General features: G+C 47.9%; 21 protein-coding genes. 16 read left to right on the top strand and 5 right to left on the bottom strand.

The window, feature by feature from the left end; all coding sequences use genetic code 11:
* Positions 1-26: 26 nt before the first annotated feature.
* The 4 genes from E0496_RS16335 to E0496_RS16350 all read left to right on the top strand — a co-directional run bounded on the left by E0496_RS16335 (position 27) and on the right by E0496_RS16350 (position 4,625).
* Positions 27-323: a DUF1294 domain-containing protein gene (locus E0496_RS16335; protein WP_139998588.1), complete on the top strand. Its 297-nt coding sequence runs from the start codon at positions 27-29 to the stop codon at positions 321-323.
* 75 nt (positions 324-398) lie between these two features.
* A complete protein-coding gene (locus E0496_RS16340) occupies positions 399-2,480 on the top strand; it encodes a HelD family protein (protein WP_141502851.1) in 2,082 nt (693 codons plus the stop codon).
* Positions 2,481-2,679: 199 nt separating this feature from the next.
* A complete protein-coding gene (locus E0496_RS16345; RefSeq protein ID WP_141502926.1) occupies positions 2,680-3,528 on the top strand; it encodes an EcsC family protein in 849 nt (282 codons plus the stop codon).
* On the top strand, positions 3,525-4,625 hold the full coding sequence (locus E0496_RS16350; RefSeq protein ID WP_141502852.1) for a nitric oxide synthase oxygenase: 1,101 nt from the start codon (positions 3,525-3,527) through the stop codon (positions 4,623-4,625). Before E0496_RS16345 ends, E0496_RS16350 begins: the two co-directional genes overlap by 4 nt.
* Here E0496_RS16350 and E0496_RS16355 read toward each other — a convergent pair.
* A complete protein-coding gene (locus tag E0496_RS16355) occupies positions 4,622-6,118 on the bottom strand; it encodes a phytoene desaturase family protein (protein ID WP_141502853.1) in 1,497 nt (498 codons plus the stop codon). The two genes, E0496_RS16350 and E0496_RS16355, sit on opposite strands and share 4 nt — an antisense overlap.
* 209 nt (positions 6,119-6,327) lie before the next feature.
* Between E0496_RS16355 and E0496_RS16360 the strand changes: the two genes are divergently transcribed.
* The 8 genes from E0496_RS16360 to cysI all read left to right on the top strand — a co-directional run bounded on the left by E0496_RS16360 (position 6,328) and on the right by cysI (position 15,698).
* The gene (locus tag E0496_RS16360; protein WP_141502854.1) at positions 6,328-7,464 is read left to right on the top strand and encodes a glycosyltransferase family 2 protein; all 1,137 of its coding nucleotides are present in this window, start codon (positions 6,328-6,330) and stop codon (positions 7,462-7,464) included.
* A complete protein-coding gene (locus E0496_RS16365; protein WP_141502855.1) occupies positions 7,454-7,978 on the top strand; it encodes a glycosyl-4,4'-diaponeurosporenoate acyltransferase CrtO family protein in 525 nt (174 codons plus the stop codon). The genes E0496_RS16360 and E0496_RS16365 overlap by 11 nt, the downstream gene beginning before the upstream one ends.
* A 5-nt stretch (positions 7,979-7,983) precedes the next feature.
* Positions 7,984-9,132: a DUF3900 domain-containing protein gene (locus tag E0496_RS16370; RefSeq protein ID WP_141502856.1), complete on the top strand. Its 1,149-nt coding sequence runs from the start codon at positions 7,984-7,986 to the stop codon at positions 9,130-9,132.
* A gap of 47 nt (positions 9,133-9,179) precedes the next feature.
* Positions 9,180-9,539: a Lin0512 family protein gene (locus tag E0496_RS16375; RefSeq protein WP_141502857.1), complete on the top strand. Its 360-nt coding sequence runs from the start codon at positions 9,180-9,182 to the stop codon at positions 9,537-9,539.
* Positions 9,540-9,570: 31 nt separating this feature from the next.
* Complete coding sequence (locus E0496_RS16380) at positions 9,571-10,884, top strand: hemolysin family protein (RefSeq protein WP_141502858.1); 1,314 nt, start codon at positions 9,571-9,573, stop codon at positions 10,882-10,884.
* 49 nt (positions 10,885-10,933) lie between these two features.
* The gene (bacA, locus tag E0496_RS16385) at positions 10,934-11,722 is read left to right on the top strand and encodes an undecaprenyl-diphosphate phosphatase (protein ID WP_139998606.1); all 789 of its coding nucleotides are present in this window, start codon (positions 10,934-10,936) and stop codon (positions 11,720-11,722) included.
* Positions 11,723-12,051: 329 nt separating this feature from the next.
* Entirely contained in the window at positions 12,052-13,920 is a 1,869-nt protein-coding gene (locus E0496_RS16390) for an assimilatory sulfite reductase (NADPH) flavoprotein subunit (RefSeq protein ID WP_141502927.1), read from the top strand.
* A 53-nt stretch (positions 13,921-13,973) separates the two neighbouring features.
* On the top strand, positions 13,974-15,698 hold the full coding sequence (gene cysI, locus E0496_RS16395; RefSeq protein ID WP_141502859.1) for an assimilatory sulfite reductase (NADPH) hemoprotein subunit: 1,725 nt from the start codon (positions 13,974-13,976) through the stop codon (positions 15,696-15,698).
* Positions 15,699-16,014: 316 nt separating this feature from the next.
* Here cysI and E0496_RS16400 read toward each other — a convergent pair whose 3' ends face one another.
* Together E0496_RS16400 and E0496_RS16405 are read right to left on the bottom strand one after the other, a co-directional pair.
* On the bottom strand, positions 16,015-16,302 hold the full coding sequence (locus tag E0496_RS16400; RefSeq protein WP_141502860.1) for a DUF3817 domain-containing protein: 288 nt from the start codon (positions 16,300-16,302) through the stop codon (positions 16,015-16,017).
* Positions 16,303-16,326: 24 nt separating this feature from the next.
* Positions 16,327-16,941, bottom strand: coding sequence for a TetR/AcrR family transcriptional regulator (locus tag E0496_RS16405; protein ID WP_161601448.1), 615 nt, complete (start codon positions 16,939-16,941; stop codon positions 16,327-16,329).
* Between the two features lie 133 nt (positions 16,942-17,074).
* Between E0496_RS16405 and E0496_RS16410 the strand changes: the two genes are divergently transcribed.
* Both E0496_RS16410 and E0496_RS16415 read left to right on the top strand, forming a co-directional pair.
* On the top strand, positions 17,075-19,297 hold the full coding sequence (locus E0496_RS16410; protein WP_141502862.1) for an MMPL family transporter: 2,223 nt from the start codon (positions 17,075-17,077) through the stop codon (positions 19,295-19,297).
* A gap of 351 nt (positions 19,298-19,648) precedes the next feature.
* A complete protein-coding gene (locus E0496_RS16415; RefSeq protein ID WP_141502863.1) occupies positions 19,649-20,233 on the top strand; it encodes a hypothetical protein in 585 nt (194 codons plus the stop codon).
* Here E0496_RS16415 and E0496_RS16420 read toward each other — a convergent pair.
* On the bottom strand, positions 20,217-21,629 hold the full coding sequence (locus tag E0496_RS16420; RefSeq protein WP_141502864.1) for a hypothetical protein: 1,413 nt from the start codon (positions 21,627-21,629) through the stop codon (positions 20,217-20,219). The two genes, E0496_RS16415 and E0496_RS16420, sit on opposite strands and share 17 nt — an antisense overlap.
* 120 nt (positions 21,630-21,749) lie before the next feature.
* Between E0496_RS16420 and E0496_RS16425 the strand changes: the two genes are divergently transcribed.
* Positions 21,750-22,190: a DUF6376 family protein gene (locus E0496_RS16425; RefSeq protein ID WP_141502865.1), complete on the top strand. Its 441-nt coding sequence runs from the start codon at positions 21,750-21,752 to the stop codon at positions 22,188-22,190.
* A 25-nt stretch (positions 22,191-22,215) separates the two neighbouring features.
* A complete protein-coding gene (locus E0496_RS16430) occupies positions 22,216-22,491 on the top strand; it encodes a hypothetical protein (RefSeq protein ID WP_338325862.1) in 276 nt (91 codons plus the stop codon).
* A gap of 63 nt (positions 22,492-22,554) precedes the next feature.
* On the opposite strand, the gene E0496_RS16435 is transcribed toward E0496_RS16430, so the two are convergent.
* Positions 22,555-24,006, bottom strand: a complete 1,452-nt coding sequence (locus tag E0496_RS16435; RefSeq protein WP_141502866.1) for a SulP family inorganic anion transporter — start codon at positions 24,004-24,006, stop codon at positions 22,555-22,557.
* Between the last annotated feature and the right edge of the window lie 300 nt (positions 24,007-24,306).

The raw sequence follows: 24,306 nt of genomic DNA on the forward strand, positions 1-24,306 counted from the left end.
CTCCAAAGCTAGAGAGGATGAGTGGCATGGTTACTGCCTTATCTATATTAATCATTTATTTACTGTTCATAAACGGCTATACCTTTGCAATTATGGGTTTGGACAAACAGAGAGCTAGGAAACACCGCAGGCGCATCCCCGAGAAACGGTTGTTTACGCTTAGTGCGATAGGTGGGGCTGGCGGAACGTGGATAGCAATGAAAGTATGGCGCCATAAGACGATGCACCGTTCGTTTACGGTTGGCATTCCTTTTTTATTCGGTTTAAATGTACTGCTCCTCATTGGAGCGATTTGGCTGATTGGCATAACGGCAAACTCTTGATTGCGTTGAGAAGCTATCCTATGGTATATTGGGGCTTCTCTTTTTTTTGACAACTAAACTTAGGAGGTAACTGACTTGACAGTTCAAAGTGCCTATCAAGAAGAGCAGACTCGCTTAACGGAAGCGCTGCGTGATATTTTAAACCAGCTGCAGGACATTGGGCCTCGTTACAAAGGTGACGATTTCACAGAGCAAATGCTCGACTTGCAGCAAGAGGAACGGAGACTCAGACTTGAAATCTCCAAACGGGAGCCCTATTTCGGACGCATCGATTTTCAGGAGCTGCCTGCCGGAGAGCAAAAACCGTTATACATCGGCAAAGCAGGCGTAGCCAAAAAAGGCAGCAATGAGCTGCTTGTAATCGACTGGCGCGCACCGGCAGCTAGCGTATTTTATTCTTTTACCGGCGGTGAAGCGCCAGCCTCTTATGAATCCCCGGACGGGGAAATCGAAGGATTTGTACATCTGAAACGAAACTTTATGATTCGCCAAGGCGAAATTGTCCGGCTGGTTGACAGCTATACTCGTGGACAAGAGGAAGGCTCCGTAACGGATGAATTTCTGTTATACCGGCTTGGCGAGAACAAAGATAATAAGCTGCGTGACATTGTATCAACGATCCAAGGCGAGCAGGACCGTATCATTCGTGCGGACCGGAATAAAGCACTGTTCATTCAGGGAGTTGCGGGCAGTGGGAAAACGACGGTTGCGCTGCACAGGCTCGCATTTCTGCTTTATCAGTACGCAGACCGCATGCGTGCGGAGCGCATGATTATTTTCGCGCCTAACCGAATGTTCCTGGATTACATATCCGGCGTTTTGCCCGAGCTTGGGGTAGGCGATATTCAGCAAACAACCTTTAGCGACTGGTCAATTGAGCTTCTTGAGAAAACGATCGCTGTAAGTGATCCTGCCGATACGATGGCATATTGGTTCGAGGAGCGCCGGACTGCTGACGAGATCGAGCATGCTTCCGGGCGCTTCAAAGGCAATCTGGCATTCAAAGCCATCGTCGATGATCGGATTGCTGACTTTGAGCAGCGAATTGTGCCAACGGTTCCTTTTATCCCGATCGATCGGCTTGAGCTAACACCTGAACAAATGCGCGAATGGTATGACACGGATTATGGTGAAGAGACACTGATGAAGAAACGGGATCGGCTAGTTAGCCGCATTCGCCGCTGGTTTGAGTCCGAGCTTAAAATGAAAGGCATTTCGGACAAGAAAGTCCGTGCGAAGGCACTGGCCAAGTTCAACAGCTATACGAAAAAAATACCGTCCTACACTTCCGTTCAACTTTACGCGTCCTTATTCAGCGGGAAACAGCTCGCAGCAGGCATTCCTAAGCCCGTCGCCGCGGCAACTGCCGATAGGCTGAAGAAGGGGCTTGCAGCCGCTGAGGATTTGGCGCCGCTTGCTTACATTCAGCTTCAGTTGTTCGGCTTGCCCAAGCAGGCGTTCGACCATATCGTTATTGACGAAGCGCAGGATTACTCGCCGTTTCAACTAGAGGTTCTGCGGCTCTGTCAAAGAACCGCTTCCATGACGGTGCTGGGCGATTTGCAGCAGGGGATTCATGCTTATGCCGGCGTGCAGAGCTGGGATGAGCTTACGGCTTTGTTTGAACAAGAGCAAATTGGCTTTTATGAGCTTAACCGGAGCTACCGCTCCACGATGGAAATTATCGAATTTGCGAACAAAATATTAGGCAGCATGATTGGCGGTGTCAAGCCTGCCGTACCCGTGTTCCGCAGCGGCGACGAAGTGCTTGCGGAGCATGCGCCGGAAGAAAAATGGCTCGCTAGCATTGAAGCTACAGTACGTGAATGGCAGGCAAAGGGCGAGTACGAGACCATTTCGGTTATCGGCCGTACAGCGCTTGAATGCGAAGAAATTTATGAATATTTGGTAAAACAGGGTTTTGATGCTTCGCTCGTACAGAGCAAACAACCTGCTTACGGCGGTGGATTGTCAGTCGTTCCCGTCTATTTATCGAAAGGGCTCGAATTTGATGCCGTGTTGGTTGCTGATGCCGGCGAGCAAGCGTATACGCCTCTTGATGCTAAGCTTCTGTATGTGGGGTGTACTCGTGCCCTGCATAAGCTGAAGCTGTTCTACCGTGGCACGCTTACTTCGCTGCTGGCAGATCATTCTTAATTCAGCTATACTTAAAAGGCGTACCGCTGCGATTACCGCAGCGGTTATTGCTATATGCTGACGCTCAGAGTGCCCGGCAAGAATGCTCTCCTATTTCTTTTTTGTTTACGAACCATTCATTTGGAACAATAATGTGAACAACGAATCCATTTGTCGTTTGTACGCGTATTACAAGCGAATAAGGAGCGTGTATAAGAAAATGGGGACGGGCATCGATACGCAAGAGCAATTGCAAGCAGCTTTACTGGAAATCGAAGTATGGGAAAAAGATCAGAAGGATTTATGGTTTTGGGAGAAGCTCGGCCGATTGCCCTTCATGTTATTGGATAAGGTAACGCCAAAGTTCATTCAAGAGAAGATTGGTCAGGCCGTAGACGAAATCGGCAGCTATATTCAAACCGGCGGCAAATATCTCATTTCCGAACGCTCGGTAATCGAACGGCTGCACCGAAATTCAGATGTAGAGCAGAGCCTAAACATAGACAAGAATGAACCTATTACGATTGGCGATCTGGCAGCTATGCCGTTAGCGGCCATGAACAAAAGCGCAGCGCAGCTATCATCAAGCCGCTCGGCAATGGCCACGCTTCAGGGTGCAACCACGGGAATTGGCGGCATCTTTACGTTAGCCGTTGACATTCCGGCCGTACTTGGACTTTCACTCAAAATTATTCAGGAAATCGCGGTCTGTTACGGCTTTGATCCTAAGGTCAAAGAAGAACGCGTATTTGCTGTCAAGGTGATGCAGTTCGCTTCTTCAGATATCGTTGGGAAAAAAGCGATTCTTGAGGAGCTTGGCGCCTATGACCCTGCCAGCCGCAGCAATCAAATGCTATCCCAATTGCAAGGGTGGCGCGAGGTCGTGACCGTGTACCGTGATAATTTCGGATGGAAAAAGCTGTTTCAAATGATACCGGTCGCAGGCATGTTATTTGGCGCATTTATTAATCGCGGCATGCTGAATGATGTGGCAGAGGCAGCCACGATGCTTTACAGGAAGCGCAGAGTGCTCATAAAGCTGGCGGAGAACGAGGAGAAATCAGGATGATAACGACAGAAAACAAGACCATGGAGGAGCAAGCGACCTCATTTCTAGGCGAAGCCTATTTTGAGCTGGGGAGGAGCGAGGAAGAGGCTAAGCTCCGCATAAACGAAGCGCTGCTAGAAATCGAACGAACAGGCAGCTATACCCATACCTATGACGAGATCAAGCATGGTGCGAGAATGGCTTGGCGGAACAACAACCGCTGCATCGGACGACTGTTTTGGCAAACGCTAGAGGTATTTGACGCCCGTGATGTCAAGGATGAGCTTGACGCAGCAAGCCGTATCTTCAAGCATATGAGCTATGCGACGAATCACGGGCGCGTCCGGCCGGCGATTACGATATTCCCGGCAAGCCATGCGGCTAATCGCTTAAGAATTTGGAACCACCAGCTCGTTCGTTACGCAGGTTATGCCAAAGACGAAGGGATTGTTGGCGACTCCGCATCGGTTGCATTCACGGCTGCTTGCGAGAAGCTTGGCTGGAAGGGGGCAGGAACTCGCTTTGATGTGCTGCCTTTGGTTGTGCAAATGGAAGGTAGCGCTCCGAAGTGGTATCCTTTGCCGGAGGAAACGGTTCTGGAGGTACGCTTAACTCATCCCGTGCACGAGAATTTCGGAGAGCTCCAATTACAATGGTATGCCGTTCCGTTTATCGCGGATATGGAGCTTGAAATCGGCGGGATTCGATATGCCGCAGCACCGTTCAATGGCTGGTATATGGGGACAGAAATAGGGGCGCGAAATTTATCTGACAGCGATAGGTATAACCAGCTGCCAGCGGTAGCCAAGCTGTTCCAATTCGATACGTCAACAAATACCTCCCTGTGGAAGGATCGTGCGCTGACCGAATTAAATATAGCCGTGCTTCATTCGTTCAAGAAGCACGGCGTTAGCATTGTCGATCATCATACGGCTGCAGAGCAATTTCTTCGTTTCGAGAGGCAAGAGCAGGAGCAAGGCAGGGAGGTGACGGGCCGCTGGTCATGGCTCATTCCGCCAATGTCTCCCGCAACCACCGGCATTTGGCATCGCAGCTACAATGATATCGAGCGCACGCCTGCTTACCGTTATCAGCCTGTTCCGTATGAAACGAATTAAATGACATCTTGTTTCAGCAAATCCTCGCGTATGAGGTCGGCCGTCAATTGTCCGCTTAACGTGACCATTGGCACGCCGCCTCCCGGATGAGTGGAGCCGCCGACAAAATATAAATTGCCTAACATGGCGCTTCTAGATGCGATTTTGAAGCCTCCGTTCAGCTTGCGATCCGTTACAACGCCATAAATGGAGCCTCCGTTGGAGCCGTAAAGCGATTGAAGGTCATTCGGAAGAAATTGGTATTCCCATTCAATATGCTTTCTTAGATCCTGTGCACCCATCCGTTCAAGCTTATCCAGCACAAGCTCCCGGTAGGCTTCTTGATAGGTCGCCCAATTTTCTCCCTCCCGAAGCGGTGGCACATGCGTTAGGACAAACCAATTTTCTTTGCCGGCTGGCGCTTGCGACGGGTCGTTTTTGGATGAGATCCCGACATAAACGGTCGGGTCAGCCGATGGTTTCTTGCTGACAAACATATCGTGAAACTCTTGTTCTGGCCGTTTGGAGAAAAGGAAATTATGGTGCTTAAAGTTGCCATAGGACCGATTCACGCCAAGCAGCATGACATGCCCTGACACGGAGGGTTCGTATTTGGCAAGCTTCTTTATGGTCGATGCGCTTTGCGGCTGGGACCCGAGAATGCTTTTGTGAGCAGGCACCGCTTCCAGATTGCACACAACCAGGTCGCAGGCTATCGTCTCGTTTTCTAAGCGGACACCCGTGGCCCGGCCGTTCTCCGCAATAATCTCCAGCACCTCGCTATTTGTCCTTACCTCCACGCCGAGCTCAACTAGTAAACGAAGCATGCCTCTGGCAATGTTGTACATGCCGCCTTCGACATAGTAAATGCCAAGCCCCATTTGAACGTAAATGAGCTGAGACAAGGCTGCAGGAGCTGCGTATGGCGATGAGCCAATATACATAATCATAAAGTTAAAGAGCTGCTTCAAATGCGGGTGCCGCAAATAATGCTCCGTTTTTTGAGCCATTGATTTTAATGGATCCATCGCCAGAAGCTCTTTCAAGGAATGCTGCTGGCGCATATCCGAAATGCCCGTAATCGAGCGGCTGTAAAAGCTTTTTAAACTAAGTTCATATTGCTGGCGGCAATAGTCCACATAACGGATAAAGCGATCCCGGTCATCCGGTGACAGCGAACCGATTTGCGCAAGCATATTTGGTAGGTCGCCTAGCACGTCCAGCTCAGTCCCATCCTCATATTTTGCGCGCCACTGCGGCTCGACCCGCTTTAAAGTCATATAGTCTTCCAGTTTTTTGCCTGCAGAAGCGAACAGCTGCTCCAGTACCCACGGCATAGTCAATATGGAAGGGCCGGTATCGAATCGGTATCCCGCGCCTTCGCGAATATTTAGCTTGCCGCCGGCCCTTTCGTTTTTTTCCAGCACGAGCACGTCATGACCGTCAGCACGCAGCCGAATGGCAGCTGATAGCCCAGCTAACCCGCCTCCAATTACGATAACTTTTTTATTCATCCTATATTCCTCCTGATTTGAAATAGCTAAAATGGTTGATAATAGATTCATACCCCCATTTAATTCCTATTAATCCCAGTGTGTACGCTTTCGCGTCAGGAAATACGGTACATCTGAAAACTTTTAATCCGCTCATTATAAATCATAATGATTTATGGTTTCATAGAGTTTGCTCGTTAGCTTCTAACCTTAAAAGGAGATATTGCCCTATGATTCTTTATTTTTGGGATGCCGCCTGCATAGCGGTCGGTTTTTTGCTTTTTCAACCAGCTTGGCTCGCGAATCAGAAAAGTACTAAACCGGAGAGTGACGTAAGCGGAGCGGTGTCGGATGAATATCATAGCGCAAAACAAGAGGGGATGGTTTCGGTTATCATTCCTGCGCGTAATGAAGCACATAATTTGCCTATTCTGCTGCCCTTGCTTATGGAGCAGACGCGCCTTCCGTATGAGATCATCGTGGTAGATGACGGATCGGAGGATGCTACAGCTGAGACTGCTGCCGCTTATGGCGTTGCGGTACACAAGGCACAGCCTTTGCCGCAGGGCTGGATCGGAAAATCATGGGCTTGCTGGCAGGGGGCTAACGTATCCAAAGGGGCATGGCTGGTCTTTATCGATGCAGATACCCACCCTATGCCGCAATTCCTTGAGCAGATGCATGAACAGCTTCACCAAACGGATGGACTGATTACGGTTCAGCCTGGGCATGACGTGCCATCCTTCCGTGAGCAATGCTCCGCTTTCTTTAATCTCGTCATTACGGCGGGCTCCGGAACGAGAAGCGTCTTCCCGATGCGTACCGATGGCTTCGGTCCTTGTGCGGCTTGCAGCAGGGAGCAGTATTTTGAGATGGGTGGCCATGAGAAAGTACGATCGGAAATTTTGGAACATGTCCATTTGGGCAAACAATTCAAGTCTGCTGGCGCATCATCGCGCTTGCTTCTCGGCAAAGGACTGCTGCAGTTTCGAATGTATCCGATAGGCTGGAGGCCTATTGTGCAAGGCTGGTCCAAGAGTATTGGACTTGGCGCTGGATCAACACCTTTTGCGATGCTGCTTCTTGTGATCTTATGGTTCTCGGGGCTTGCTTCTGCCGCAATTCGTTTGTTCTCCATGACCGCTTTGCCGGATGCAGCAGATTGGTTAGCTTCGCTTGTCCTTTACACTTTCGGAGTTTGGACAGTCGCAAGAGGCCTTGAGCTAAGCGGAACGTTCAAATGGTATACGAAGCTTTTTTATCCAGCCTATATGCTATTTTTTGCAGCCGTGTTTCTTTACTCTTTCATTCTTTCGTTTGTTAAACGCAAAGTTTCGTGGAAAGGGAGGCAGATCGATGTTCCTTAAGCTGCCGGCTTATTTCGTCTGGGTTATGAATATCGGAGGGTTGTCACTGCTGCCTCTGTTGATCAGTTTCGTGTTCATTCAATTGCCTGACCGTTGGTTTCATCGGGATCAGGGGCTGCTTAGGCTTCTTCCGATCGAGCGAAACGGGAAAATATATAGTCGTATTTTAAGGATAAACCGCTGGAAGGGCTGGCTCCCCGATGGAGGAGCATGGTTGAAGGGTGGATTTACCAAAAAAAAGCTTCAGACAAACACGCTTTCCTATTTGCAGCAATTCACCAAGGAAACGAGACGCGGCGAATGGGCCCATTGGTGCATGCTGCTAATGACCCCCCTGTTCATCCTTTGGAATGAGGGCTGGGGCATAATAGCTGTGTTTGCCTATGCTTTTTTTGCCAATTTGCCCTGTATCCTTGTTCAGCGGCACAACCGCGCGAGGTTCTCTCGCCTGATGTCGCGAAGGGACGAGATATGCTATTCTAAAGAGATGAAATTAGTCAGCTTGGAGGAATAGTAAACGTGGATTTTAACCTGCAATATTTATCTTTTTTCGTCATTCATACCGATGGAGAGGAGAGTGCCGCCTCCTCAGGCAAGCGTTACAAGCATTATCAAACGCTGGAGGAGGATACTTACGAGGATAGCGAGATACAACGGTTTCTGGATGATGAGTTCAAGCGGATCGTGAAGAGGAAGGTGGAGCGCAATCCGAACTCTGCCGGAGCGCCGACGAAAATCGGCCGCTTCATGGTCGAGCCCGGCTATGAGCTGGGCAGCAACCAGAACTATAATTTGTTCCAGCGCCTGCGTGACGCAGATTCGAAGGAGAGGTTCATAGGCATAGCAGATGAGCTTGTCCGGATTTACATGGATACAAGCGCGGTTAGGGGCGGGGCATTTATTATTGCTCTATCCAAGCTGAATACGTATTTTGACGAGCCGTTTTTGTTTCTTCTCAAGTGCGACTTTGAACCTAAGATTGCTAGAATTTCCGATGAGAAGAGCCTGATTTCCCAAGTAGAGATGGCGATAAGCGCTCGCAGCATCAAGTCGATCCAATACCCGCATATGCCGGAGGAAGGAATGCTGGAGCACTGGGAGGTGAAAATTCACCAAGCCTCACATGCTCGTTATTTCGAGGATTTCTTGAAATACGTCTCTTATGAGAAGCCATTGCCGGAAGTGATAGGCGAGCAGGTGGTTGAGATGGTCCATCAATTCATTGCCGACAAATGGCAAGAGGACGAGAGCAGCGAGCGCCGCGAGGAGGAGAATGCGGTCGAGGTCTGGGCTGCGAGCGAAAAGCGGGAATTACAGGAATGGTGGACACCTGAGCAGGTTGAGGTGGCAGCGGCAGCGCTCGTCGAGCAGAAGCCGGATTTGCAATTTTCCTTTAAGCTGGACGATGTAACCGTAAAGGGGCTGCTTGCCGACTTTGGAGCCGCGATTCATTTTGCCAAGCATAACGGCCGTTATGTGGTTGTCATTGAAGGCGATGCGTTTCAATTCGAGAAGGGCATGTCTCCGGTAGAGCTTGTGCAGCCGCTGGATTTGGTCGATGTGATGCCGCGAATCGGCAGCCGTAAACCGGCAGAAGACGCTGATTCTGGCTATAGCTACACGCCGGCTGGCGAGAGTCCAACAAATAACGATGATGTGCCATGGTAAACTTGCGAGCATGTATCAAATGCTGGAATAAGGGAGAGGATAATTAAGTGGACAACTTATTTTTTATAGAAATAGGCATGGGGTGCGATCTGCACGGTCAAAATATTACGAAGGCATCGGTACGTGCGGTACAAAACGCCATTCACCACAACTCGATGCCGGGACTGCGGTCGCTGCTTCCGGGTGGGTCGCTGGATCAGATGAAGGTGCGGGTAAGGCTTGCGCTTCCTTGTGACCATGAGCTGCTTGATGTGGAGCAGGTCAAAACAGTGCTGCCTTACGGTCAAGTGACTGTAGAGCTGCTCGACGGCGGCATGCTTACGACTAGCGGTGTGGTTTTGCCCGATAAAGACGACAAAAACGATTTGATCTATATCGTAAACGCGTCGGTTGAGGTAGGCTACTAATCGCATCTCCGTTGCCAAAAGGGAGAATACGATGGTTTTAAAGCTCGTTCTATTCGCACTATTGCTTGTATTTACTGCATTCTTCGTAGCAACGGAGTTTGCGATTATTCGCATGCGCTCAAGCCGGGTTAATCAGATGGTAGCAGAAGGAGCGAAGAACGCTAGAGCCGTTCTTCAAGTGACAAGCAAACTGGACGGGTATTTATCCGCCTGCCAGCTTGGCATTACGATTACGGCGCTTGGTCTCGGCTGGCTGGGTGAACCCACCGTGGAGCAGATCTTGCATCCCATCTTTGACCGTCTTCATATCGAAGGCGAACTGAGCTCGGTCTTGTCGTTCGTGATTTCGTTTCTAATCGTGACGTATTTGCATGTGGTGCTCGGCGAGCTAGCTCCTAAGACGCTGGCGATTATTAAATCGGAGGAAGTCAGCCAATGGACGGCGCCCATTATTGTCGTTTTTTATAAGGTGATGTATCCTTTCATTTGGCTGCTCAACGGCTCCGCTAACGGTTTGGTTCGATTTCTGGGATTAAAGCCTACAAGCGAGCATGAAGCCCATTCTGAAGAAGAAATCCGCATCATCTTATCCGAGAGCTATGAGAGCGGCAAAATCAATAAAAGCGAATATGGCTATGTGAACCGGATATTTGATTTCGATGAACGGTTGGCGCGTGAGATTATGGTGCCGCGCACGGATATGGTTTGTTTATTTACTGACCTTACTCGTGACCAAAACCTTGAAATCATTAAGAAGGAGCAGTATACCCGTTTTCCGGTTGCGAAGGGCAGCAAGGACAACATCATTGGCATCTTGAACACGAAGCAGTTTTTTCTGCGCTATGATACCGACCGCGATGTTGAGGTGGTCAAGCTGCTGCAGCCGGTCATGTCCGTTCCAGAGGTTATACCCATCAATAAGCTGCTCCGAAAAATGCAGCAGGAACGAGTGCATATTGCGATATTGCTCGATGAATACGGGGGCACCGCGGGCTTGATTACGATCGAAGACATCATCGAAGAGATCGTTGGCGAAATACGCGATGAGTTTGACGCGGATGAGGTGAAGGAAATCGAAATCATTGAGCAGCAGCGATATTTGGTCAATGGAAAAGCCTCGATCAGTGACTGGAATGAAGCGGCTGGGACACATTTGGACAGTGAAGACGTGGATTCGATTGGTGGATGGCTGTTCAACCAGAAGCCAGAGCTTCCCGTAGGGGAGCCATGGACGTATGATAATATGACCTTTATCATACGCGAGCGAGATGATAATCGCATTCGAAAAATCGAAATCCAAACGGATTTGAGCGAAAGTGAGATTAGCGCTTACGGACATGCATAGGCTTGTATGAGAAGCCGAATTTTAGTCTATTTATGAGGGGGCCTGGGTGTTGGGGGATTTAATTAATGCCATTATCATGGGGATCGTGGAAGGATTGACCGAGTTTTTGCCCGTCTCGTCAACCGGACACTTGATTTTAACGGCAGAGCTGCTGAAATTCACGGGAGACCGGGCCAAGACGTTTGAGGTGGTCATCCAATTTGGTGCTGTACTCGCTGTGCTGGTGCTCTATCGAAAGCGGTTTGCCAAGCTGCTTAACTTCAAGATAAGCAAAGGTTCAGGCTTGAATGCCCTTCATGTATTGCTGGCGATGATTCCTGCGGGCGTCTTCGCGGTTGTGCTGCATTCCTTCATTAAGCAATACTTGTTTGGCCCGCAGACGGTGCTCATCGGGCTCGTAGCGGGAGGCATTCTGATGATTATCGCCGATCGGGTGAAGCGAAAGCCCGCAGCCGAAGAGCTTGATGATATCACATATAAGCAAGCCTTTGCGATCGGCTGCTTCCAGGTGCTTGCGCTTTGGCCGGGATTCTCGCGTTCAGGCTCGACGATATCCGGCGGCATGCTTTTTGGAACGAGTCAGAAGGCGGCCGCAGAGTTTACGTTTATCGTCTCGGTTCCCATCATGGCAGGAGCGAGCGGTATCGATTTACTCAAAAGCAGAGAGTTTCTGACCATGGCTGACCTGCCTCTGTTCTTGATTGGTCTTATCGCTGCTTTCATTGTCGCGATGATTGCCGTTGTGACCTTTATCAACATGATGAAGAAAATTAAGCTTTCTTGGTTTGCCTATTACCGCTTTGCGCTTGCTGCACTATTTTATTTTATTATTTTATAAAAAAAGCCAATAACCACTGAATTGTAAGAGAATCACCGAGAACCATTTTCATTTAGCTTTTTTCGCCAAAAATATCAAGTCATTCATCTATCATTTTTTTATATCTAAACGATCATTTTTTCTGATAAACCATCTTAAATCAGGGCAAATTGCCCTGATTTCTTTATTTTCACGAGCAATATCGCCAAATTGCATAAATATGGGATTTTGAAGACTCGTGGACAGCGTTGAAGGATTTGTCTGATTATGTTAGGTTAAGTAATATTGTAATGGTTTTTTCAGAGGAAACGAAATGTTGATGATTTTATGTTTATGAGAGGTGGATATTGTTGCAACTTCAGGTAACGAACAGTCCGTTTAACCAAGAGCAGGCCGAGCTTCTAAATCGCCTCCTGCCCACATTGACCGAGTCTCAGCGCGTATGGCTTACCGGTTATTTATTTGCCAGCCAAGCGTCGGCTGGAGCGGCTCCAGCCGTTTCAGAAATCCAAGCAATTGCAGCGGCTCCAGCTGCTGCAGAGACCGTAATTGCAATTAACCAACCTGCCGTATCCAAGGAAGTTACGATCTTGTTTGGTTCCCAAACTGGCAACTGCCAACGGCTTGCAACGGGGTTTGGGCGCAAGCTGGAAGAGCAGGGCTTTCAAGTCACTCTAGCAGCCATGAACAAGTTCAAGACTAATGGCTTGAAGAAAGTTGAAAATTTACTGCTTGTCGTCAGTACTCACGGTGAAGGCGAACCGCCAGATAACGCACGGGCTTTCCACGAGTTTCTCTATAGCAAGAGAGCGCCACAGCTTGAGAATCTGCATTTCTCCGTCCTGGCGCTTGGAGATACGTCCTATGAGTTTTTCTGCCAGACGGGCAAAGACTTTGACAAGCGGCTGGAAGAGCTTGGCGGCAAGCGGCTATCTCCGCGTGTGGACTGCGACCTGGATTATGATGAGCCGGTGGCAAGCTGGTCTGCGCAAGTGCTTAACTCATTGGGCAATCGCGTCAATGCAGTATCAGGAGCGGCTCTTGCAGCTGCGGCTACAGATCTAGCGAACGATATTGCAGCTGAGCAATCTGCCTATTCGCGTACGAATCCATTTCGAGCAGAGGTTCTGGCCAATTTAAACCTGAACGGCCGCGGCTCAGATCGGGAAACCCGTCATTTGGAGCTGTCATTGGAAGGCTCCAATTTACAATACGAACCAGGGGACAGCCTTGGCATATATCCAGAAAACCATCCTGCACTCGTTGATGCGATCATTCAAGAGTTTGGCTGGAATCCGGAGGAAATCGTTCCCATTAACAAAAATGGCGAGCAAGGCTCGCTCAGAGAAGCGCTGCTTAAGCATTATGAAATTACGGCATTAACAAAACCACTGCTTACACAAGCGGCGGAGCTGTCGCTGCATGCCGGTTTGCGGGAGCTTATTGCACCAGGCAAGGAGCAAGAGCTCAAAAGTTATATCAACGGACGGGATCTGCTTGATTTGGTACAGGATTTTGCCCCATGGCAGGCGTCTGCAAGCAGCTTGGTTGCTATTCTAAGAAAGCTGCCAGCGCGTCTATATTCCATTGCAAGCAGCTTTAAAGCGAATGAAGATGAAGTTCACCTCACGATTCGTGCTGTTCGTTACGAATCGCATGGCCGCGATCGTTATGGCGTATGCTCCATCCATTGCGCGGAACGCGTGCAGCCAGGCGACAGCTTGCCAATTTACATTCAACAAAATCCGAACTTCAAGCTGCCCGCTAATCCAGAGACACCGATCATTATGGTTGGACCAGGCACTGGCGTAGCGCCATTCCGCGCATTTCTTGAAGAGCGTGAGGAGCTTGGCGCAGAAGGGAAATCATGGCTCTTCTATGGAGACCGTCATTTCGTGACAGACTTCCTTTATCAGACGGATTGGCAGAGAATGCTGAAAGACGGTGTTCTTACGAAGCTTGATGTTGCATTCTCTCGCGATACAGAAGAAAAGGTATACGTTCAGCACCGTTTGCTGGAGAAAAGCCGTGAACTGTTTGCATGGCTGCAAGAAGGAGCATATGTATATATTTGCGGCGATGAGAAGCATATGGCCCATGACGTGCATACGGCTCTACTCACCGTCATTGAACAAGAAGGCGGTTTGAGCACGGAGGAAGCAGCGGCTTACCTTGAAAATCTACAGCAGGAACAGCGCTATCAGCGTGACGTTTATTAATAGATAAATAATCAGCATGAGTGTGTTTATGATTGCGAGAGGAGACAGCAACAATGGCAAAAGAGCAATTGGTTAAGCCGATCGGCGGCCCGCCAAGCGAGGTAGAGCATATAAAGATCGAAAGCAATTATTTGCGCGGCGCACTGGTTGAAACGATGAGAAATCCGATTACAGGCGGTCTGCCTGAGGATGACAATCGGTTGTTGAAATTTCATGGGAGTTATATGCAGGACGACAGAGACCTGCGGAATGAACGTGAGAAGCAAAAGCTGGAGCCCGCATTTCAATTCATGATTCGGGTGGTCTTGCCTAGCGGCGTTGCCACCTCTGATCAATGGCTAGCGATGGATGAACTGGCACACAAGTACGGAAACGGCACGCTGCGTTTGACGACTCGTCAAACCTTCCAAATGCATGGTATCCTCAAATGGAATTTGAAACCGACGCTGCAAAAAATCAACAGCGAGCTGATGACTACACTTGCAGCCTGCGGGGACGTTAACCGCAACGTGATGTGCAGTCCGAATCCGTTTCAATCCGATCTTCATGAAGAGGTGAGCTACTGGGCTCGTCAAGTGAATGACCACTTGGCGCCGCGGACTCGCGCTTATCATGAAATCTGGCTTGACGGAGAGAAAGTGATTGATGGTCAACAAGATGGGGCAGAGGTTGAACCTATCTACGGGCCGGTATATTTGCCGCGTAAATTTAAAATCGGATTTGCAATCCCTCCTCACAATGACGTAGACGTATTCTCACAGGATATCGGCTATATTGCTGTCGTAGAAGATGGGAAGCTGAAAGGCTTCAACATTTCTGTTGGCGGCGGCATGGGGATGACGCATGGCGATTCTACGACTTATCCGCAGCTTGGTAAAGTCATTGGTTTCTGTACGCCTGAGCGCATTGTGGCACTTGCGGAGAAAACGGTCATGATTCAACGGGATTACGGAAACCGTTCCATTCGTAAAAATGCAAGATTCAAATATACGATCGACCGCCATGGAATCGAATGGTTCAAAACAGAGCTTGAAAACCGTCTTGGTTGGCAGCTTGAGGAAGTCCGTCCTTATCAATTCGATAACAACGGCGACCGTTACGGCTGGCTGAAGGGCAGTAACGGCAAATGGAATTTGACGTTGTACATTCAAAGCGGGCGCATTGAAGACAAAGACGGTTATAACCTAATGACCGGTTTGCGCGAGATTGCAAAGATTCATACTGGCGATTTCCGGATTACGCCGAATCAAAATCTCATTATTGGCAGTGTAAGCAGCCAGAAGAAACGTAAAATTTCCGAATTGGCGGAGCAGTACGGCTTAACGGATGGTACGCAGCATTCTGCCCTGCGCAGAAGCTCTCTATCTTGTGTTTCTTTGCCGACTTGCGGACTTGCCATGGCGGAAGCCGAGCGTTACCTGCCGACTTTGATCGACAAGCTGGAGCCTATTATCAATGAAGCCGGACTCCGCGACAAGGAAATCAATATCCGTATGACAGGTTGTCCGAATGGCTGCGCTAGACCAGCACTCGGCGAAATTTCCTTTATCGGCAAATCGTTAGGCAAATACAATATGTACATGGGGGCTGGCTTTGCTGGCGAGAGGCTGAATAAGCTCTACCGTGAAAATATTGACGAGACCGAAATTCTCGACACCTTGAAGCCGATTATCCATCAGTACGCAAAGGAGCGTCAATCCGGCGAGCATTTCGGAGATTACGTTATCCGCGCAGGCTTTGTCAAAGCGGTTCATGATGGGCAGGAATTCCATAATTAAATTGCTTTGCTTATTATTAAGCCAAGGTGAAAAGGCTATCGCCGTCCTTTGGCGGCGCGACGCGTTTCATTCCGAGAAATATAGCGAATGTATAGCCTACGGATATAATTTCCTGTAATTTAAGTGAGTCCAGGGCAAATGCCCTGGGCTTTTATTTATAACAGCCGATAATGAAATGCAAAAGGATACTATACTGACTTACAAAATTAGTTTTAATTCCATCGACTTATTGGCCAGTGAATAGTGAACAAAATAAGGAACAGGCGATCCGTAAGCCGGAATCGCCTGTTTGGTTCGTTGTTTGTCGCTTAAAATCTTAACCGCGAAGAAGCTTTTTATCGAGCACGAAGGTGCCAAATGGCAGAAAGGCAGCGATAAAAGCAGCTGCAACTTTCAGAATCGACCAGCGGTGTGTAATCCATACATGAAGAACGGCAAGCATATAAAGGACAAATAAGAGTCCATGCAAACCTCCAACAACAGTTACAACGTGCGGGAAATCCGCCCAATACTTGAGCGGCATCGCAATGAGCAGCAGCACAAGAAAGGAAATCCCTTCATAGAAGCCGATGAAACGCAATCGGCCTAAAGCAGTCTTTAACATCAAATAACCTCCAATTAATATGAGCTAGCGCGGTTCCAAACCTGTCCACAATAGTTCTACGATTTCGGCAGCAGCTTGTTCCACTGTTTTTTCATTATTTATAATTTCTTTACGGTTTTTTATGGTCAGCATAGCCGTAAAGAGGTGAGCAAGCAGCATGGCATCGTTTCCGACGATCTCGCCTTCATCGATGGCTTGCTGAAATACGCTGGCTATCAATTCATGCAGCGCATGCTCGCTAGCCCGAATGCTTTCGGCTTGCTCTTCGGTCAAGCCGCTGGACGCCTCCCGCATCATCGTTTCAAACTCAACATGTGCATTATTCATGTGACGTATGGCAACTTCAAGCATTCGCTCCCTAAGGGGACCTGGGCTATGAACAAGCTTGGCCGTTTGATCATAGGCCATCTTCAATACAAACTGGAGACATTCCGTAAAGAGAATAGCCTTGTTGTTAAAATAGTAATATACGCTTGCTTTGGTGATCCCGCAGGCCTTTGCTACACCTTCCAAAGATACCTTTTCAAAACCATGCTCCATAAATAAATACGCAGCTGTTCTCAATATTTGGTGCATCGTCTGGATTGAACCTGTACCTTTGGGACGGCCTGGTTTGCGTTTAACTGGCTCCTCGCTCATTGCCATGCCCTCCATTCATCATATTGTCAAAATTAATGATTGATTAATTAACCTTCGGGTATATATAATTAATTAGCAGCATGATTTTATTTTAAACGATATTAGCGATAATGTGAAATGGAGGATTTGTCAAATGATCGAAAAATTAGCTGGGATTATTGCAGGGCCGCGTACCAAATGGGTTACGTTGGTCGCCTGGATCATCATAGCAGCACTTCTGAGCGTATTTCTTCCTGCCGTAGGTGAAAAGGAACAGAGCAATGCACCCAATCTCGAAGCGGATAGCCCATCGGTCGTGGCGGATCAGCTCATCAAGGAAAAATTCCCAAGCTCATCGGGTATCCCGGCACTTGTTGTCTGGCACCGTGAGGGAGGGTTAACAGAGGAAGATTATTTACTTATTCAGAAAACGACTCAAACGATCGTTGAAGCTCCTTTAAAAGAACAAGGAGAGGTTGTGCCTTTGCATCAAATGCCGCTGCCAGCTTTAAAGGCCTTTGCATCTGAAGATGGAACGACGCTTGTTCAGCCGATCTCGTTCGGTGAACAGACAGAAACTGAAGTGTTAAAAGAAAACATGGACGCCATTCAAGTTGTTATCGAACAGGCTTCGGGTAAACAGCCTTTTGACGTTGCTACGAATGATGCTGCTGAACTTAGCGTGCGAATCAGCGGTCCCGCAGGCATTTCCGTAGACGCGACAAGCTTATTCAAGGGTGCTGACGTTTCTCTGCTCATCGCCACCGTATTAATCGTGCTTGTATTGCTACTGCTGATTTATCGGTCGCCAATCCTCGCGATTATTCCGCTTGTCGGAGTAGGCTTCGCTTATGCCGTAACAAGTCCGCTTCTAGGCTGGATGGCTGGAGAGGGCTGGATTACTGTCGATGCACAAGCAATATCGATCATGACCGTTCTCTTGTTTGGTGCCGGAACGGATTATTGCTTGTTTTTCATCTCACATTTCCGTCAGGAGCTTACGCGTGAGAGCGACAAAATGAAAGCTTTAAGACGCTCGTTCAAGGATGCTTCCGGCGCAATTGCGATGAGTGGTTTCACGGTTGTATTATCCTTGCTTGCTTTGCTGGCTGCGAAGTATGGTGCCTATGATCGATTTGCTGTACCATTCAGCTTGTCGATTCTAATTATGGGCATAGCGAGCCTCACGCTTGTCCCTGCACTGCTTGCGATCATAGGAAGAGCTTCCTTTTTCCCTTTCATTCCGCGTACGGAATTTATGGAGCAATCCCGTGCAGCCAAGAAAGGCAAGCCTTATCGCAAGCCTAACCCGCAGAAGAAACTGGGTTCTAAAATCGGAAGTCTAGTTATTGCTAAGCCGTGGACAGTCGTTATTTCATCTGTGCTCGTGCTGGGTATTCTTGCAAGTTTCTCTAGCCAGATTAAGTACACATACGATTTGCTGTCTTCTTTTCCAGAGGATATGCCATCGCGAGAAGGATTTGAAGTCATCTCCAGAACGTTCACGCCTGGCGATCTCGCACCGATTACGGTTGTCGTTCAGACAGAAGGTGCTGCACAGGATCTGGCTGCGGCGCTTGCCGGCGTTCCGCTCGTCGATCATGTTCAAGAGCCAAAGCAAAGTACGGATGATCCAAATTTAATTTCCTATAGCGTGATTTTGAATATTAATCCCTATTCGCAAGAAGCCATGGATACGATTCCGCTGATTCATGCAGCTGCCGAAGCTTCATTAACTGGTGCAGGATTGACCGATGTGGAGCAAAAGGTATGGGTTGGAGGCCAAACAGCAACACAATATGATTCTAAAGTGCTGACGGATCGAGACAATCGTGTCATTATTCCTTTGGTCATTGGACTTATTATGGTATTGCTATTAGCCTACCTAAGGTCTGTAACTGCTATGCTGTATCTGATTGGTACCGTATTACTGTCCTATGCTGCAGCACTTGGGCTCGGGTGGATTATTCTACATGAGTTCATGGGAGTAGAGGCCATCCAAGGAGCCATACCGCTTTACTCCTTTGTATTTTTAATTGCACTCGGCGAGGACTACAATATTTTCATGATCTCGAGCATATGGAATAAGCGCAAAACAATGCCTTTGAAGCAAGCTATTAAAGAGGGTGTAAGCGAGACCGGTGGTGTAATTACCTCAGCGGGATTAATTTTAGCTGCTACTTTTGCAGTATTAGCGTCGCTTCCGATTCAAGTGCTTGTCCAATTTGGTCTCATTACGGCAATTGGTGTTTTAATGGATACCTTTATTGTTCGGCCATTCCTTGTACCTGCGATTACGACTTTGCTTGGCAAACATGCATTTTGGCCTTCCAAAGTCGAGCTTGTCGAAGATTCCAAACAAAATGTAAAAGCTTAATTCAATAAAGGCTGGATTTAAAGTGGCGGTTGCTGCATTAAATTCAGCCTTTTTTTGTTCAAATCTAAGATTATAGGTTTCACGCGATAAAGTATCCTTCTATTTCTGCGAGAAACGGCTGTCGCCCTCCTCTTACAGAGGACGGCGACAGCCGTTTCACCTTGACGTAAAGGAGAGTATAGGAGTTTACTCATACTTTCTCTATACGTTTCACAGAAACGATGGCGTCTACAGAAAGGACGACATCAGGCATTCTTCTTACCAAACTTGAAACTTTTTCCCATTTCATTACGTCTTATCTTAAAGGCCTAAAAATACCTATTACAGAAAAAAGTCGGGGGGAACCATTTTATGTTGATCAAAAGATGCTTAATCAGCGTGGGGCTATCGATGGTCCTTATCATCGGCAGCATGCTTTTAGGAGGAACAAAAGCCTCGGCTTGCTCATGTGTAGGCACTATTGCTTTAGAAGAAGCGCAAGCCAAAAGCGATGCTGTATTTGAAGGAACCGTAACTGCTGTCAAATCAACATCCATGAGTTTATTAAGCTCTCCAGCTAAGGCGGTAAAAGCTAACTTTCAAGTCAATGAAGTGTGGAAAGGGCATGTGTCGCCAAGTATTGAAGTGCTTACTGCTGGGAGCAGCGAGAGCTGCGGCTATGAATTCAAGATGGGAGAAAGGTATCTGGTATACGCAACTGCAACAGGAAAATCACTTGAAGTAAATCTTTGCAACGGAACGGTGCTTCATAATCAGGCGGAGGAACAGATCTCGCTGCTCGGCAGCGGCTCGTTGCCACCGCAGGCTAGCGAAGGGGAGCAGCAGTCAGGGGAAACATTTGTACGAAACATGATCCTTCTGTTTAGTGTAATTATTGTCAGCTCCGCCGCCGCATTGCTATACCGTAAGCAAAAACGCACTAGATCAAAAACATAGCGACGATCGTTGTAACAGTTAGACCAATAAGGACAGGCTTCAAATTGCGGCGTGCCAGCTCAAAGGGATCAATGCCGCAAATGGCAGCAGCAGGTATGAGTGCCCAAGGGATAATGGTACCGCCACCTACCCAAATGGCAGCGACCTGACCAAGGGCAGTCAAGGTAGCAACACCCGAGCCAATAGCATGGCCGAACAGCTGTGCAATCGAACCTGCTAGGGAGATGCCAGAGAAGCCCGATCCATCTAGACCAGTGATTGCGCCAACTACGGTTAAAGTAATAGAGCCTACAAAACCATTCACAGGCACGACATGTGCGAGGGCAATGCCAAGGTCATTAACAATGCCATGAGAGGCTTCAGGAAGCTTCTCCCCAAACATAGCTAAAAAACCGGAGTCTCCCAAATAGAAGAATGCAGCGATAGGAATGACGGGACCAAATACTTTAAAACCAAACAAAAATCCCTCAATTAAATAGCTCGTCGTTTTCTCTAATCCTTTGCCCTTGTGAGTTAGCATTGTAATCAGAAGCATAATGAGAATAGCGGTACCGCCGATCAGTGCTGTGGCATCCCCACCTTGAAGATCAAGGATAAACATGGCTATAACATCTAAAGCAAACAATACCGGAATGAGGATGGCGAGCAGACGCTTGGTGTTAAGGGACAAAGCGGTGCGGTCCTCTTCCTCATTTGGATCGATCACTAGTTCTTTATCATTCGTTGTAGCTATCAAACCATCGCGCCAAGTCCCCAGTTTCTGGTCGCGCCGCATCATCCAATATGCAGCGACAGTCGTTACTAAACCCATCACAATGACTAAAGGTATACTGGCTTGCATAACAGAGCTTACAGGTATTCCAGCGGCGTCAGCCGTAAGTTTAGGCGCGCCCTGAATGATATAATCGCCGGATAAAGCAATGCCGTGGCCAAATAAGTTCATGGCAACAGCAGCTCCGAGCGCTGGCAGCCCAACACGCAGGGCTACAGGAAGCAAGACGGCTCCGATAAGCGCCACTGCAGGCGATGGCCAAAAAAACCACGATGTAACCATCATTATGAGTCCTATTCCCCAAAAAGCGAGTGCAGGCGTTCTTAGAAATCGAGAAAACGGTGAGATCATAATTTCATTTATACCCGTTCGGATGAGTATCCGGCTCATGGCAACAATAATGGATATGATTAATATCGTGCCGATAAGCTCTTTGATTGCAAATATGAAGCTGTTGAAAATACCGCTTACAGAACCGCTTGCCGAAGTCGTTGCAAGAATGCCGATTCCCAAAATGCCTGCGATGCAGATTAAAGTGGTATCACGCCGCATCAGCATAAAACCGATAATGGCAACGACAAAACCTAAATAAACCCAGTGAAGCGCCGATAATTGAATGTCCATCCCGATCATCTCCCTATGAGATACACGAAACCAGTGCGAACTGTTTTCGTATACTACTGTATGCATGAAGATGGATAGGCGTTCATCTAGAAGACTTGAGTAAAAATAAGGAGTGATCGGATGATCAAGCGTAGCGTAACCATACTACTGCTCTCTGTAATGCTTCTGACTTCTGGCTGTGGTATTATGAATGAAGTAGGGCAAACGGTAAATTTTGCATCGGAGACAACGGATTACTTACAATCGTTAACGGACTTCGGACAAGAAATGAATTCACTTGCTGAGCAGGCCGTCACTGATTTGGATGCCAGAGTAAATCTGAAAGAGAAGCTGCTTGCATTAAAGGAGCAAGTTGTTCAATATGAAGGGCTTCAAGTTCCGGAATATGCCCAAAACATTCATGAATCGATATCCGAATATAATGCGACGCTTCAGAAGGGTCTGGATCAGGCTCTGACGAATATAGAACAAGGAAGAGCCGCTTTCGATTCGACGGGTATCCCGGATACGATTAACAAAATTAATGAGCTGCTGAATCAAGTGAATCAGCTCACACCGTAACAACCAACAGGAAGGAAGAACAACAGTGATTAACGTTCAAGTATTGGAAGCATCGATGACGTATGCCAAAGAAGACGGCTACGTAGGCAAGGTACATTTCGGAGTGGATGGGCATGCCAATGAGTATGAGATTGCTTTGCACAGCAAGAAAGGTAAAGAATGGGGCTACGGCTTGTTTTTCCTGCATGAATCCGGCAAGGAAGAAGAATTGCTGGCTCTAGAGGATTTGCTTGAGGAGGACGACGAACTGTTCGATTTTTTCGTCGATACGGCAAAGGCTAAGCTTGAAAAAGCAGAATAAATGAACATACATAAGGCCATGCGGGCTCTCTCTTTAGAAAGAGGCTCGCATGGCCTTATTTGTTTAATGACCGTTGGATGATGTTAATCCAAGCTTGCGGATAATCAGCTTGCTTTCATCATTAAGTCCGATAAATGATACTTGTTTGCCTTGCTGCTCATATTTGCTTTTTACTTTGGCGATAGCCGTAACGGCTGATTGATCCCATACATGGGATCCGCTGAAGTCTAGTGTAACTTGAATGGGGTCGCTTTGGTAATCAAACAGGGAAACAAAGCGGCTTGTCGTTCCAAAAAAGAGCTGTCCAGCGATTTTGTAGGTGCGGCTCTTGGCTTTGTCAGATGAGACAGCGACGCGAATTTTTGCCATTTTCCCAACGAATACAAATGCGCTTAGGACAACCCCTGCAAAAACACCTTTCGATAGATCATGCGTAATGAGCACGATGACAACGGTAACGATCATAATCAAAGCATCAGCGCGAGGAACCTTATGAATATGAATGACTGATTTCCAGTCAAAGGTGCTGATCGAAACCATGATCATAACACCGACTAGGGCAGCCATTGGAATGTTATTGACTACATCACTTAAGGCCATGATCAGAAAGAGCAGGAAGGACCCAGCCACAAGTGTAGAGAGTCTCGAACGGCCGCCAGATTTGACATTAATGACCGATTGGCCAATTAATGCGCAGCCAGCCATTCCACCGAAGAAGCCTGTTGCCATATTGGCTATGCCTTGCCCACGGACTTCTTTGTTTTTGTTGCTGGTCGTATCCGTCATCTCATCAAGAACCGAAGCGGTTAACAGTGATTCTAGTATCCCGACAATAGATAGAGAGAAGGAGTACGGTAAAATGATCCATAATGTCTTAAGTGAAAAAAGTACATCCGGGATATGAAAAATCGGCAGTGTGCTTTCGATAATGCCTCTGTCGCCTACGGTTTTGAGATCAGCGCCAATGGCAACGGCAATGATGGAAACAATAATAATCGCTGCTAAGGGGGAAGGGATTACCTTTGTAAACTTAGGCAGCGTATAAATAATGACAAGAGTTAAAGCGACAAGAGCGTACATGATCCAGGTAGCGCCAACGAAATGAACGAGCTGTGTCGTGAAAATAAGAATGCCAAGCGCATTGACAAAGCCGAGCATGACGGATTGCGGTACGAATTGAATCAGCTGACCGAGCTTCAGAACACCCATGATATACTGTAGAATTCCAGCCAGAATCGTCGCGGCGAACAAATACTCTATGCCATGATCCTTGACAAGGGAAACCATGAGAAGGGCCATTGCGCCCGTGGCAGCAGAAATCATGCCGGGCCTCCCGCCGACGATGGATATCATGACAGCCATGCAGAACGAAGCGTACAGGCCGACCATTGGACCAACGCCAACCATCAGCGAGAAAGAGATGGATTCGGGAATAAGGGCTAAGGCAACCGTTATCCCTGCAAGTACATCGCCCCGAACATTATAAAACCATGATTTTTTCAGTTTTTCGAGCAAAACAAAGAAGCCTCCTTGATTTTTTTTATCGGAGGAGCAGGTTCGCTCCCGATCCGATGGTTAAATTGACTTTCCACTCTCAGAAAAGTCGGGGCCGATGCACACTAGGCGTAATTATACAATAATTATGCGATCCACGATCAATATTAAAACTTTGTTTAAGCGCTTACATGAAGAGATATCAATCGTTTTCTCTGGTTTTCGCCATTTTAGACAACAAATTAAACCAAGGTGAAACGGCTGTCGCCATCCTTTGGCGGCGCAGCGCGTTTCATTCCGAGAAATGTAGAGAAGGAGTAG

The organism is Paenibacillus luteus, assembly GCF_006542765.1.
Taxonomy (GTDB): domain Bacteria; phylum Bacillota; class Bacilli; order Paenibacillales; family Paenibacillaceae; genus Pristimantibacillus; species Pristimantibacillus luteus.